The organism is Solitalea canadensis DSM 3403 (assembly GCF_000242635.2).
Classification (GTDB): domain Bacteria; phylum Bacteroidota; class Bacteroidia; order Sphingobacteriales; family Sphingobacteriaceae; genus Solitalea; species Solitalea canadensis.
The window spans coordinates 1,291,436-1,305,227 of record NC_017770.1; the positions used below are offsets into that span (position 1 = coordinate 1,291,436).

Below are 13,792 nucleotides of genomic sequence, written 5' to 3' on the forward strand. Positions count from 1 at the left end.
CAACACTATTGAAATATTTATGCCACTGCCAATAAAAAAGTATAATAAACGGTAACCGGGGGGTATTGTTGTGAAAAGCAGTATTTTATTTCGATATAAAATAAAAAAGTGTTGTGGAATTTGTTTCTCAACTGATTGCATAATAGTACGATATTCAGTACAAGGTCACGTACTTATGTATTTAAGCAGTTTAATGATCTTAGCATTGTAATGAAAAAAAACTCACTGTTAACTTTTAACTCAAAAAGCATTTATTGCCCCCAGGCAAATATTCATATAGATCCATGGGTTCCGGTCGAACGAGCCATTATAACTCATGCTCATAGTGACCATGCTAGATGGGGGTGTAAGCATTATTTGGCCCATAAAGACTCTGAAGCTATTCTGCGAATGAGGTTGGGAGAAACCATCTCAATTCAAACGGTGGAGTATGGAGAAGAATTTACGATTAATGGAGTTAAATTCTCCCTACATCCGGCCGGACATATTATTGGTTCAGCACAAGTTAGGGTTGAGCATCAGGGAAATGTTTGGGTGGCAAGTGGGGATTATAAATTACAGGACGATCATTTTTCAGCACCTTTTGAATCTGTAAAATGTAATGCCTTTATAACTGAATCGACATTTGGATTGCCGATTTATAAATGGCAACCACAACAAATGGTAATGGATGAAATAAAAGAATGGTGGCAACAAAATCGTTTACAAGGGAAAACAAGTGTGCTGATGGGGTATGCCTTGGGTAAGATGCAGCGGTTGATTAAAAATTTACAGCCTTTTGAAGCGCCTGTTTTTGCTCACGGAGCCATATTTAATGTGAATGAACGACTACGTGAAGCCGGATATGATCTTCCATTTGTTCCACTTGTTACCCCTGATATGGATAAAAGAAGGTTTAATGAGGCACTCATATTTTCAACGGGTTCTGCCATGAATTCGGGGTGGATGAAAAAGTTTGAACCTTATTCTATTGGATATTGCTCTGGATGGATGGCTATTCGTGGTGCTAAAAACAGAATGGCCATTGATCGCGGTTTTGTACTTTCAGATCATGCCGATTGGAATGATCTGAATACAGCCATTGCAGCATCTGGTGCTGAAAAAGTATTTGTAACACATGGATATACAGATGTTTTTACACGTTGGTTAAATGAGCAGGGTATTTCCGCTAAAGAGGTGAAAACGATGTATGGCGACGAACAAGAGGAAATCGCAGAAACCTTAAAGGAGCAACAGTCATGAAATTATTTACCAACCTGTTTCTTCAGCTTGATCGTACCAATAAAACGAATGAAAAAGTAGCCTTGCTTAAGGCTTATTTCCTGATAGCCCCTGATAAAGATAAATTATGGGCATTGGCACTATTTACTGGTCGTCGTCCGCCGCGAAAAGTTAAAACTACGCAGGTTCAGCACTGGGCCATGCAACAGGCAGGTATTCCTGAGTGGCTATTTCGTGAAAGTTATAATAGTGTTGGTGATTTGGCTGAAACCATTTCATTGATTTTACCCGAATCAGCATCTGTTGCAACTAAAACCATGAGCGAATGGTTTGATTATCTGTCGAAATTAAACTCAGCATCAGACGAAGAAAAGGAAAAATTGATTACAGATGCATGGAAACAACTTGGAACTTTTGAAACCTTTGTTTTCAATAAATTGCTGATGGGTAGTTTTCGGATTGGCGTTTCACAAACTTTGGTTATTAGGGCTATAGCCGAAGCTTTTGAAATAGAGCCTGCCGTTGTTGCTCATCGCATTATGGGACAATGGAATGCTTTTGAAACTTCATTTGAAGGGCTTATTCATGCTGAAAATAGTGCAGATGAATTATCCAAGCCGTATCCTTTCTATTTGGCTTATGCTATCGAAAGTGATATTGAAAATTTGGGTGCTGTCGAAGAATGGTTTGCCGAATGGAAATGGGATGGTATTCGCTCGCAATTAATCTACCGAAATAATGAATTGTACATCTGGTCGAGAGGGGAAGATCTGATGACCGACAAGTTTCCTGAGTTGCATGTGTTAAAGGATTATCTTCCGGCAAACGTAGTTATTGATGGCGAATTGGTTTGTTTTGCTAATGACAAACCACTGCCCTTTAATCTGCTTCAAACACGAATTGGGCGTAAAAACCTAACAAAGAAAATACTGACGGAGGCTCCTGTTGTAATATTGGCTTATGACCTTTTGGAGTACGAGGGGAATGATATTCGGGATAAACCTCATGCAGAACGTCGTGCATTACTTGAAACTGTAGTTCAGCAAGTAAACATGCCTTATTTATTACGATTATCGCCTTTAGTTAATTTCAATGAATGGAATGAGCTAAAGCTGTTGCACCTACAATCGCGGGAATTGGCTGCGGAAGGCTTTATGTTAAAAAGAAGGAGTGCAACTTATCAGGTTGGTCGTAAAAAAGGCGACTGGTGGAAGTGGAAAGTTGATCCATTAAGTGTTGACGCAGTATTGGTGTATGCCCAAAAAGGGCATGGAAGAAGGGCCGAGCTATATACAGATTATACATTTGCTGTTTGGGATGAAGAAGGGAAATTAATTCCATTTGCAAAAGCTTATTCCGGATTAACGGATGAAGAAATAAAAATAGTCGATCGTTTTATCAGGCAAAATACACTTGAGAAATTTGGTCCTGTTAGAACCGTAACACCTGAATTGGTTTTTGAAATTGGTTTTGAGGGTATAAATGCTTCGAGCCGACATAAATCAGGTATTGCTGTACGATTTCCCCGTATCTTAAACTGGAGAAAAGATAAACCTGTTGAAGAAGCGGATACATTAGAAAACCTTCGAAATATGCTATATCAATTTAAATAAAAAGCATTATTAGGCTGAAGCCAATAAATAAATAAATCTATTGTTCCATTCGCTAAAGCGGAACGGCAATGAAGTCTTTTTGAGACTGATAATTTAAGGGATTAGCAAAGACTTCATTGCCGTTGGCTTTAGCCAACAGAAGAGAGAATAAATAACTCTTTTTGCGACCGAAAATTTAAGGAGTTCGCAAAGACTTCATTGCCGTTGGCTTTAGCCAATAGAAGAGAGAATAAATAACTTTTTTTGAGACCGAAAATTTAAGGGGTTAGCAAAGACTTCATTGCCGTTGGCTTTAGCCTATAAAAGAGAGGATAAATAACTCTTTTTTAGACTGAAAATTTAAGGGGTTAGCAAAGACTTCATTGCCGTTGGCTTTAGCCAACGGAAGAAAATAAAAAGAAATAAGGAATTGACTAAAGGGGAGAAAATAATTAATGGTTGGTTAAAATCCAAAGAGTGGAAGTTGGCGAAATTCCAGCGGGATTCTCTTGTGGCTTATCTACAAGGAAAGAATGGATTAGTAAATGCACCCACAGGCTCAGGGAAAACATATGCCTTGTTTCTTCCAGTGCTGATTCAATACATTAATGAAAATCCGGATTATAAAACAAAAAAGAGCTCAGGTTTGCAGGTCCTCTGGATTACTCCCTTGCGAGCTTTAACCAGAGATTTGCAGCGTAATATGCAATTGGCTTGCAATGAATTAGAGATTCCATGGACAGTAGGAGTGCGTACAGGAGATATGAGCTCAAAGGAAAAGGCACTTCAAAAGAAAGAGCTTCCCCATGTTTTACTAATTACACCTGAAAGTATTCACCTACTCTTTACTCAAAAGAATAACTCACAGTTCTTTAAAAAGCTCAAAGTCGTAGTCGTAGATGAATGGCATGAATTGTTAAGCACTAAAAGAGGAGTTCAAGCAGAGTTGGCATTGGCTCATCTTCGCGCACTACAGCCTGGAGTTCAAACCTGGGGTATGTCGGCAACTATCGGAAATATAGAACAAGCACTCCAGGTAATTATAGGAATGCACAACCTGGTGGATGAAGCCATCATTATCAGGTCCGATATTGTCAAAAAAGTTGCGGTTGAATCTGTGTTGCCGGATCATATTGAGAAAATGCCTTGGGCCGGATATCTCGGAATTAATCTATTGGATAAAGTGATGCCCATAATTCACGAAAGCAGAACAACACTACTTTTTACCAATACCCGTTCACAAACTGAAATATGGTATCGAATCATGATGGAACGATACCCTGAACTAGCCGGACTAGTTGCTTTGCATCATGGTTCTTTAGATAGAGATCTTCGGAATTGGGTAGAAGAGAATCTTCATCTCGGCAAACTTAAATTAGTCATTTGTACCTCCAGCCTGGATTTAGGTGTCGATTTTCGTCCCGTTGAAACAGTAATACAAGTTGGTAGTCCTAAAAGTATATCCCGCTTTCTGCAACGTGCGGGTCGTAGCGGGCATCAACCTGGAGCTGTAAGCCGAATCTATTTTGTTCCAACCCATTCATTGGAACTAATTGAAGGAGCCTCTTTAAGAGTAGCCGTTAAAAATCAGGTACTCGAAGAACGGATTCCTATTGTTCAGGCGTTTGATGTGCTTGCACAGTTTATGGTAACCTTGGCAGTAGGTGATGGTTTTGAGGAGAAAAACCTATTTAAGGAAATCAGTTCTACTTATTCTTATCAATACATTAATAGAAATGAATGGGAGTGGCTATTAGGGTTTATTACAACAGGTAGCGCTTCTTTACTTGCCTATGATGAGTTTAAAAAAGTAGAAAAACAGGATGAAATATACCGTGTTACAGATAGGAGAGTTGCATTACGTCATCGCTTGAGCATGGGAACTATTGTCTCCGAATCATCGGTTCGTATTCAAACGCTAAATGGTAAATACATTGGTGCAGTAGAAGAAAGTTTTATTACCTGGCTTAAACCGGGAGATGTGTTTTCTTTTGCAGGAATGCATCTGGAACTAATTCGGGTGCGAGATATGACCGCTCAAGTGAGGAAAACAGTTGCAAAAAAAGCATTGGTGCCTCGTTGGGCTGGTGGACGAATTCCTCTTTCTTCTCAATTAGCTGCTTTTATACGAGAGCGATTGGATGAAGCTATTGACCATTCGGCCAAAGAACCAGAAATGAAGAAGCTCGAACCGCTGATGAGTTTGCAACAAGAGCGTTCTGCTATTCCTAATCATAACGAATTGCTAATTGAAGAATGCCAAACTACAGAAGGGTTTCATTTGTTCTTTTTCCCTTTTGAAGGCCGGTTGGTCCACGAGGGAATGGCCTCGCTTATTGCTTATCGTATTGGTCGGATAAGGCCAATTACCTTTTCGATGGCTATGAACGATTATGGTTTTGAATTGCTTTCAGATACCAAAGTAGCTATTCAGGAAATTTTGGAAGAGCATGACCTGTTTTCAGTTGACGATCTTTTAAACGATATTTACCACAGTGTTAATGCTAATGAAATGGCACGGCGTAAGTTTCGGGAAATTGCGGCTATATCAGGATTGCTGTTCCAGGGCTATCCGGGCCGGTCAGTTAAAACTAGTCATCTTCAGGCTTCATCTTCTTTATTGTTTGAAGTGATGAGGGATCATGAACCCAATAATCTTTTGCTGAAACAAGCTTATCAGGAATCGCTTGATCAGCAATTAGAAGAAAAACGGCTCAGGCAAGCATTGGAAAAAATAAGGCAACAAGAGGTCATTATTACCTATCCAGACCGACCAAGCCCGTTTTCATTTCCTATTATGGTCGACAGGCTAAGGGAAGAGATGTCGTCAGAAAAATTGGAAGATAGAGTAAATAAATTGATCGAACAGATAGAAGTACAAAGTGAGAATAACAATAAAGGATAATACTTTTCAATTATTTGCTCAAAAAGCAGCCTATTGGGTTGAACAAGAAACATTAGTAATCGGAGATTTACATATTGGCAAAGTCTTCCACTTTCGTAAAGCAGGTATTGCTGTTCCCGCACAGGCTATTCAGAATAACTTTGACCGCTTAAATGAACTTATGGAACTTTCAGCCCCACAACGGGTGATTTTTATAGGTGATCTTTTTCATAGTGATATAAATAAAGAATGGGAGTTGTTTTGCGATTGGCGGAAAAAATATAAAGAAACTGATATGCAAATTGTTTTAGGTAATCATGATCTCCTGCCTAACGATTTTTGCGAGCAATTTAATATCACCGTTCATCAAAATCCAATCACTATTTACCCGTTTACATTTTCTCATCATCCGTTTAAAAATTTTTCTCATGAAAATGAATATGTCATATCGGGTCATATACATCCCACAATTCAGCTTATCGGTAAAGCCAATCAGCGCTTAAAGCTTCCCTGTTTTTTGTTTGGAGCGCAACAAGCATTATTTCCTAGTTTCGGATATTTTACGGGCGGACATGCCATAAAACCAATGGAAAATGATAAGATAATTGCAGTTGTAAATAATGAATTGATATGGCTCCCAAATCCATAGAAAATGCTTAAATTACACAAGGAAGATACCATTAATAGTTAAGCCATTTTTGTACCATATTCATTATAAGTAAAATAACCCTGTTATAATGAAACAACATTCTTTCACCATCATATTTTTTGCTTTTTAATTAGTAATAAATCTGACATTTTTTATTTAATTCTCTAAAAGTCAACGTATTGTAGAATTAAAGCCCTTGATTTCTCTTTCAAAGCTGTTATTTTGTAGCTAAAAGATTGTGGCACAGTAATTTCACTTATTACGTGTACCAAAAAAACATATTATGAGAAATTTATTGTATGTAGTCGCAGTTATTTTAATAATAGCCTGGCTATTAGGACTTACAGTTTGGAATGCTGGTTCTATTATACACATATTACTAGCATTGGCTATCATTTCTTTCTTACTTACTTTTTTGAGATCTAATACAAATGTTTAACAGTTAAAAAATAAAGTCATGGCAACACCTCAAGGCCGAAATGCTTCACGTGATCCTAAAGGAACAATGAAGTCAACTGCTCATAAGATGATGCAGGATAAAGAAACTGATAAAATGAAAAAAGAATCAGAAAAAATGGAAAAGAGGAAAAAATCGATGAAGGAAGATCGCAAAAATAATAAAGTGAACTAAAAGTAATCGATAATAGCTTTTTTAAACAAAAAACTAAATCAAAAACCAATCTGTATAATGGTCCGCTTTATTTAACGGGCCATTATATTATTAATAGTAATAAGCGGGTATTCACTATAAAATGATTTGCCGGCTATTAACAGAAGGGAAAAAATCATGAGAATAGCTCAAATAGCACCGCTCTATGAAGCCACACCTCCGTTAAAGTATGGAGGAACCGAGCGGGTGGTTTCCTACCTAACCGAAGAATTGGTTAGGCAAGGACATGAAGTTACTTTGTTTGCCTCAGGCGATTCGATAACGAATGCAGAGCTGATCTCTTGCAGTCCGAAAAGTTTAAGAACCGACAATTCATGTATTGATCCATTGGCCAGGCATTATGTGATGCTCCAAAAAGTTGCAGAACAATCGGAGCGTTTTGATATGCTTCATTTTCATATTGATTACCTCCATTTTCCGTTTTCAGTAAATAATAACTATAAACACCTTTCCACCTTACACGGACGCCTGGATTTGCCCGATTTAAAGCCGTTATATGAACAATTTTCCTATGTTCCGGTGGTTTCAATTTCTGATCATCAACGAAAACCTTTGCCTTTTGCAGGGTGGGTAGAAACGGTATATCACGGTATTCCTGCTGATTTGCATACAATTGGAAACGGGGGAGGAAATTATCTTGCATTTTTGGGTAGAATTTCACCTGAAAAAAGAGTTGACAGAGCGATTGAAATAGCAAAACGTGTTGGCATGAAAATTAAGATCGCCGCCAAGATCGACAAGGTGGATGAAGAATATTTTAATAAGAATATTTTCCCATTACTTGATCATCCTTTAGTTGAATTTATCGGCGAAATTACCGAAATTGAGAAAAGAAATTTCTTGAGAGATGCTGTAGCTCTATTGTTTCCGATTGATTGGCCGGAACCATTTGGAATGGTAATGATTGAGTCGATGGCTGCCGGAACTCCGGTAATCGCTTTTAATAAAGGCTCTGTTCCGGAGATAATTGATAATGGGCTTACCGGGTTTATCGTCGAAAATGTTGATGATGCAGTAAAGGCAGTAAATGCTTTACCTACATTATCGAGAGCCGAGTGCCGAAAGGTATTTGAACATCGTTTCAGTGCAGAGCGGATGGCCAATCAGTATCTTAGTATTTATTGCCGATTAATAGAAAACAAGAATCCCATAAATAGAACCAACCAACAACAAATACTAAATTCCCTCAAGTCTAATATAAATGTATGCGGGTGATTGTTGAATAAATCACCTGCACGATCTCTTTCGAATTCAATATAGTGTTGCTCACCCCCCAAATCAACCTAGAAATGAGTCCAGATACAATTATTCTACTTGAAAATAAATTCTATATCTCGGCAAATTCATCCTATGCCGATGACCGGACTAAAATCTTAAATCAAACAGATACGTTTGGGATTTTTGACAGGTGGGGAGATATAAAACAATTGGGAGAAGAAGTGCAAGGTATCTACCACCAGGGGACAAGATTTATCAGCGACCTTGAGTTTAAGGTTAACAATATGCGCCCTCTATTGCTGAGTTCAGCTGTAAAAGAAGAAAATGAGTTGTTGTCGGTTGACCTTACAAATCCGGTCATATTATTTGTTGAAAAAGACAATAAATTATCAATCCCCAAAGGAGAGATTTACATAGGCAGGAGCAAATTTCTCCGTGATGGATTTTGCTATGAGACCATTACCTTGACTAACTATGGAGCTGATAAATATGAGTTTCAGGCATCTTTGAAATTTCAGGCCGACTTTAAGGATATTTTTGAAGTAAGGGGTATAAGGAGAGAAAAAAGAGGTGAAATATTTGAACTAAAACACACTGCTAATAATGAGATTATCATTAGGTATAAAGGCCTTGATAAAATCGTAAGAACTACCATAATCACTCTTAATGCAAAACCTCATGACTGGGAAAATCAAACCACGGCAATATTTCACATTAAATTAAAACCTCATCAGTCGTTTATCATTCAATACGCAATAAAGTTTATTGTTGGAGAAAAAGATTACCATCATGTAATGTCATTTGATAAGGCTCAAAATCAATTAATGGGTGATATTGACAGGTACAGGAATCTTTTTGCCTATATTACTACTTCTAATGAGCAGTTTACGCATTGGATCAATCGGTCGCTAATGGATCTGAAATCCTTACTTGCGCAAACAAAGTTTGGTGTTTATCCATATGCCGGAGTTCCATGGTATAACACGGCGTTTGGGAGAGATGGTATTATCACCGCATTGGAAACCTTATGGATAGCTCCGGATATTGCACGAGACACCTTATTGTTTTTGGCCCATAATCAGGCAAAAGTCGAAAACGCCTATCAAGATGCCGAACCAGGCAAGATTTTACATGAAACACGTGGTGGCGAATTAGTAGAATGTAATGAAATACCATTTAAACAATATTATGGCTCGGTTGATTCAACACCGTTATTTATTGTGTTATGCGGGGCCTATTATAAACGTACTGCTGATCTGGAGTTCATTAGTGAAATGTGGCCATATATTGAAAAGGCATTAATGTGGATCGATAAATATGGAGATAGCGATGATGATGGATTTGCCGAATATAGCCATAAAAGCGTAAATGGTTTATTTAATCAAGGATGGAAAGATTCTCATGATTCAATTTCACATGAAGACGGTGAGTTGGCTAATCCGCCGATTGCCTTATGTGAGGTTCAGGGATATATTTATGATGCAAAGATAAAAGCAGCAGAATTGGCATACGCTCTGGATAAAGATAAACTAGGCGAAAAATTACATAATGAAGCTACAGCGCTGAAAAAAGCATTTAATGAACGATTCTGGGATGAAGAGATGGGGTGGTTTGTATTAGCCCTGGACGGTGAAAAAAAGCCATGTAAAGTAAAATCATCGAATGCCGGACATGCGCTTTTCTCCGGTATAGCTGATAAGGACAAAGCCGAGCGTTTGGCAGCTAACCTTCTTGCAGATAAAATGTTTTCAGGATGGGGAATTCGCACCCTTGCTGCGGATGAAAAAAGATACAATCCGATGTCTTATCATAATGGGTCCGTTTGGCCCCATGATGTGGCAATTATTGCATCAGGCTTTTCGAAATATGGATTTCAACAGGAGACAATGAAATTAACAGGGGCACTATTTGATGCTTCCATTTTTATTGACCTGCAACGTTTACCTGAGCTTTTTTGTGGTTTTGCAAGGCGCAAAGGAGAGGGGCCGACAGCTTATCCTGTCGCCTGCTCGCCTCAGGCATGGGCCGTAGGTGCTGTATTTATGTTACTGGAAGCTTGCTTGCATATGGAAATCAACGCACTTGAAAAGAAGATCGTATTTAAGCGACCTATAGTGCCTGAATTTCTACATAATATCATCATAGAGAATATAAAGTTGGGCAATAAAAGGGCTTCGTTTGAGCTTCATAAATACAAACATGATGCGGGTATAACTGTAAAAGAAAAACCTTCCGATTGGGAAATTTATATCATTAAATAAACCTGGTTGTCATCTATTAAGTGAATACGTTATTGGTGTAATAAAAGGTTGATAGTAAGAGAATGGCATCGTTTTTCTATTTAATTATTTACCTATTAGTAATCATTTATGATTAAATCAAATAGTGGATTAGATGCTGGCAAGGCTGGTAATGATCAACAACGCAAATAAAAGACACTAAAGATGCTAAGATCAGGCAAGGAGAGAAAAATTATCCATTGAGTGAAGAGGAAAACCCTCAAAAGAAAAGGGAAGAAAGTGAGTTTCCCTCAAAGGAGGATCCGGAAATTGTACCTGATAAAGATCAAAACAAAGAAGATATTAAAAATATAGATCCTGACCGAGATGAAAGAACCTTTTAAGCAAAACGCCGATAGCTGCTATCGGCGTTTTTAGTAACAGATGATGTTTTAAAATTATTTTGTCGTATCCCTTAACCGCTTAATAGCATCATGGCCATGTTCAACACGTTGTTTTTGGTTTACTAAAATGGTATTTGTTGCATGATCTAGATTAAGATCCTCATCATTTTCTACTTTTTTATAAGCATCTAAAGCCATATCCTCACCGTATTCACAGTCCACCAACAGTGAATGTTTGTCGTTACCGGTAAATGCGGCTTTTACGTCCATCCACGTGCGGTAAAACTTGCCACCCATGGTGGTAGATTCCTGCGGCTTACCGTTAATCTTGAAAATTTGATCGGAAAGCTCATTGATATTTTTAGAACTGTCGAATGCTAATTGTTGAAATAATGTTTTTAAATTTTCGTCTGAAGTAAGCTCTATTGCTTTTTGATAGCCCTGAACACGATCGTTGTTAATTTTTAATAAATCGTTTAATGCAGAAACTACTAATGATTGATTTTTTACATTTTCCATGATCTTACCTAATAAGTTTAACAAATGATTGGTTTACTTAAAGAGTAGAAATATCATGCCTCTTAATAATCCTTGCTAATAGGTTGGTTTGTAAATATAAATAGTTGTAATTCATGGTTTTAATTGCTCGAACTGTAGAATGTGTGGCAATAACAGGCCGGAACTCAGGAATGAGTAAGTTTCACATTTTCAATCGGTTTGATTGATATGACACGACTCCGGTAAATCAGGTATAACCCAACGGTAATTAAAGCAATTAAACCTTCTGCCAATACCGCATAGCGAGGACCGATATGCTGAGCAAGTAAACCAATTAATAAACTTCCAATAGGAATCATTCCTTGGTACGCCATCACAAAATAACTGATAGCCCGTGCCCTCATGGCTGGTATCGAGTGTGTCTGGATATAAGTATTAATGGACGAAGTTTGCGCCATCATGCCAACACCTGCAAGTGTCATGAAAAGAAGGGCCAGTGGTAACCATCCTGATAATGATAAGAATAATAAACTGACGCCTAATATAATACAGGCTGTAATCATAATTTTGATCAGGTTTTTACTTGATTTTAAGGTGGCCATATAAATGGCGCTTAAAATAGATCCTAACCCGGCGGCACTCTCAAACCAGCTGAAGGTTTTAGCATCTCCATTAAAAATGTCCTTCGCAAAAATGGGCATTAACGTATTAAATGGAATAACAAACAAACTGCTGATTGTAAGCATTAAGATCAGGCTGCTCAATTCTTTATCGCGTGAAACATATTTAAAACCTTCTTGTAATTCATCCCAGATACTGGCTTGTGAAGTAGTATGCGGTGTTAAAGATAGTTTCATCATGGATAAGCAAATTAATACAGGCAGATAACTGAAAAAGTTAATGGCAAAGCAGAAATCTTCACCCAATGTGCTTAAAATAATACCTGCAACAGCCGGACCTGCAATACGGGCAAAATTGGTCATTGTTGAATTCAATGCGATCGCATTTGGTAAGTCATCTTTATTATCAACCATGTCAACCATCATTGATTGCCTACAGGTAACATCAAATGCATTAATGATACCTTGTGCAAGACTGAGGAGTAGGATGGTTGGAATGTTGTAAAACTTAAAGAAGATAACAGCCGCTAATGCTCCGGCTTGCAGCATCGAAACAACTTGTGTGGTTATTAAAACTTTAAACCTGTTGTGACGATCAATATAACTTCCAGCGTAAGGGGATAAAATTAAAGATGGAATAAGGCTGGCAAACGTTACGATGCCCAATAATACAGCGGAACCCGTTAGGCGGTACACTAACCAGCTTACCGCTGTTTTTTGCATCCATGTTCCAATTAGTGATATAGATTGCCCATAAACAAAAAGCTTGAAATTACGGGATTTTAATGATCGGAAAATACTCATGTAGCTTTTATTTAGAATCGACAAGGCAGTTAAGAGATTCCTTAAATCTGACCTCTACAAATTTCAGCAATATGAATACATTTGTAAAATTAATTATTTTAATGATATTGATTGATAAAAACGATTGATATGGAATTGCGTCAATTAGAATATTTTGTGCATGCAGCCGAGAAGCTACACTTTACAGAAGCTGCTGCTGCAGCATTTATTACACAGTCAACCTTGTCACAGCAAATAAAAAACCTGGAAGAAGAACTAGGAATGTTGCTATTCGACAGAATAGGTAAACAAGTAAGGCTTACAGAAGCAGGACAAGTATTTCTTTCTCATGCAAAAAAAATACTGCTGAATGTAAAAAAAGCTAAGCAAGCCATAACCGACTTAAATACATTGGTAACAGGGGAGCTTAAAATAGGAGTGTCTTATGTGTTTACTTCGCGAATTCTGCCATCATTAACGTCTTTTTCAGCAAAGTATCCCGGAATTAATATTCATTTAGAATATGGTCCTTCCGAAGAATTGGATAAAAAATTAAGAGCCTCAGAACTGGATCTTATTCTTGCATTTCATAACAAGGGAGTTGATGATAACCTTGAACTTCAACCGCTCTTTAGGTCTAATATTGTGATGGTTGTTTCAAAGAAAAACAAACTATCGGAACTTAAATCGGTCACGCTTAAAGAACTTAGTCAGTTCGAACTCATTTTACCGGCTGCAGGGTTTAGCTCAAGAGAATTCATCAATGAGGTTTTTAAAAAGAATAAAATTCAACCCAAAATAAAAATGGATGTAAATGATATGCACGCCCTTTTATCCCTGTTGAAAAACAGTGATATGGTTGGCGTAATTAATGAAAAAGCATTGGGTGGATGGGATGAACTTTCGGCCGTTCCCATTGCGAATAAAAGCCTCACTCGCCAGTCATTTATTATCTGGCAAAAGGATGTTTACAGGAAAAAAGCAGCCTTGTTATTTGCAGAAGAGCTGCTTAACAAACAAGAGTAAGTTTAATA

General features: G+C 37.7%; 12 protein-coding genes. 10 read left to right on the forward strand and 2 right to left on the reverse strand.

Annotated elements, in window-relative coordinates; translation table 11 throughout:
• Window positions 1–210 precede the first annotated feature (210 nt).
• The 9 genes from SOLCA_RS05290 (at window position 211) to SOLCA_RS23060 (ending at window position 10,857) form a co-directional block, all read left to right on the forward strand.
• Window positions 211–1,242, forward strand: coding sequence for a ligase-associated DNA damage response exonuclease (locus SOLCA_RS05290; RefSeq protein WP_014679417.1), 1,032 nt, complete (start codon window positions 211–213; stop codon window positions 1,240–1,242).
• On the forward strand, window positions 1,239–2,834 hold the full coding sequence (locus SOLCA_RS05295) for an ATP-dependent DNA ligase (protein ID WP_014679418.1): 1,596 nt from the start codon (window positions 1,239–1,241) through the stop codon (window positions 2,832–2,834). The genes SOLCA_RS05290 and SOLCA_RS05295 overlap by 4 nt, the downstream gene beginning before the upstream one ends.
• Window positions 2,835–3,243: 409 nt before the next feature.
• On the forward strand, window positions 3,244–5,718 hold the full coding sequence (locus SOLCA_RS05300; RefSeq protein WP_014679419.1) for a ligase-associated DNA damage response DEXH box helicase: 2,475 nt from the start codon (window positions 3,244–3,246) through the stop codon (window positions 5,716–5,718).
• Window positions 5,696–6,346, forward strand: a complete 651-nt coding sequence (gene pdeM / locus SOLCA_RS05305) for a ligase-associated DNA damage response endonuclease PdeM (protein WP_014679420.1) — start codon at window positions 5,696–5,698, stop codon at window positions 6,344–6,346. Before SOLCA_RS05300 ends, pdeM begins: the two co-directional genes overlap by 23 nt.
• Window positions 6,347–6,629: 283 nt before the next feature.
• On the forward strand, window positions 6,630–6,785 hold the full coding sequence (locus SOLCA_RS23050; RefSeq protein ID WP_157604518.1) for a lmo0937 family membrane protein: 156 nt from the start codon (window positions 6,630–6,632) through the stop codon (window positions 6,783–6,785).
• Window positions 6,786–6,803: 18 nt separating this feature from the next.
• Window positions 6,804–6,977, forward strand: a complete 174-nt coding sequence (locus SOLCA_RS23055; RefSeq protein ID WP_014679422.1) for a hypothetical protein — start codon at window positions 6,804–6,806, stop codon at window positions 6,975–6,977.
• Window positions 6,978–7,133: 156 nt separating this feature from the next.
• Window positions 7,134–8,231: a glycosyltransferase family 4 protein gene (locus tag SOLCA_RS05310; protein ID WP_042479355.1), complete on the forward strand. Its 1,098-nt coding sequence runs from the start codon at window positions 7,134–7,136 to the stop codon at window positions 8,229–8,231.
• Between the two features lie 74 nt (window positions 8,232–8,305).
• The gene (locus SOLCA_RS05315; RefSeq protein ID WP_014679424.1) at window positions 8,306–10,495 is read left to right on the forward strand and encodes an amylo-alpha-1,6-glucosidase; all 2,190 of its coding nucleotides are present in this window, start codon (window positions 8,306–8,308) and stop codon (window positions 10,493–10,495) included.
• A 218-nt stretch (window positions 10,496–10,713) separates the two neighbouring features.
• Window positions 10,714–10,857, forward strand: coding sequence for a hypothetical protein (locus SOLCA_RS23060; protein ID WP_157604519.1), 144 nt, complete (start codon window positions 10,714–10,716; stop codon window positions 10,855–10,857).
• 54 nt (window positions 10,858–10,911) lie between these two features.
• Here the strand turns inward: SOLCA_RS23060 and SOLCA_RS05320 are convergent, their stop codons facing one another.
• Window positions 10,912–11,376: a ferritin-like domain-containing protein gene (locus SOLCA_RS05320; RefSeq protein ID WP_014679425.1), complete on the reverse strand. Its 465-nt coding sequence runs from the start codon at window positions 11,374–11,376 to the stop codon at window positions 10,912–10,914.
• A gap of 164 nt (window positions 11,377–11,540) precedes the next feature.
• Window positions 11,541–12,779 (reverse strand): MFS transporter, encoded by a 1,239-nt coding sequence (locus SOLCA_RS05325; protein WP_014679426.1) that lies wholly within the window; start codon window positions 12,777–12,779, stop codon window positions 11,541–11,543.
• A 111-nt stretch (window positions 12,780–12,890) separates the two neighbouring features.
• On the opposite strand from SOLCA_RS05325, the gene SOLCA_RS05330 reads away from it, so the two are divergent.
• A complete protein-coding gene (locus SOLCA_RS05330) occupies window positions 12,891–13,784 on the forward strand; it encodes a LysR substrate-binding domain-containing protein (RefSeq protein ID WP_245536753.1) in 894 nt (297 codons plus the stop codon).
• The last annotated feature ends 8 nt before the right edge of the window (window positions 13,785–13,792 follow it).

Excerpts from the sequence above, each read along its gene's own strand:
- SOLCA_RS05320 (WP_014679425.1), bottom strand. The coding sequence starts at position 11,376 with ATGGAAAATGTAAAAAATCAATCATTAGTAGTTTCTGCATTAAACGAT.
- SOLCA_RS05310 (WP_042479355.1), top strand. The coding sequence starts at position 7,134 with ATGAGAATAGCTCAAATAGCACCGCTCTATGAAGCCACACCTCCGTTA.
- SOLCA_RS05290 (WP_014679417.1), top strand. The coding sequence starts at position 211 with ATGAAAAAAAACTCACTGTTAACTTTTAACTCAAAAAGCATTTATTGC.
- SOLCA_RS23050 (WP_157604518.1), top strand. The coding sequence starts at position 6,630 with ATGAGAAATTTATTGTATGTAGTCGCAGTTATTTTAATAATAGCCTGG.
- SOLCA_RS05295 (WP_014679418.1), top strand. The coding sequence starts at position 1,239 with ATGAAATTATTTACCAACCTGTTTCTTCAGCTTGATCGTACCAATAAA.
- SOLCA_RS05315 (WP_014679424.1), top strand. The coding sequence starts at position 8,306 with ATGAGTCCAGATACAATTATTCTACTTGAAAATAAATTCTATATCTCG.
- SOLCA_RS05325 (WP_014679426.1), bottom strand. The coding sequence starts at position 12,779 with ATGAGTATTTTCCGATCATTAAAATCCCGTAATTTCAAGCTTTTTGTT.
- SOLCA_RS23055 (WP_014679422.1), top strand. The coding sequence starts at position 6,804 with ATGGCAACACCTCAAGGCCGAAATGCTTCACGTGATCCTAAAGGAACA.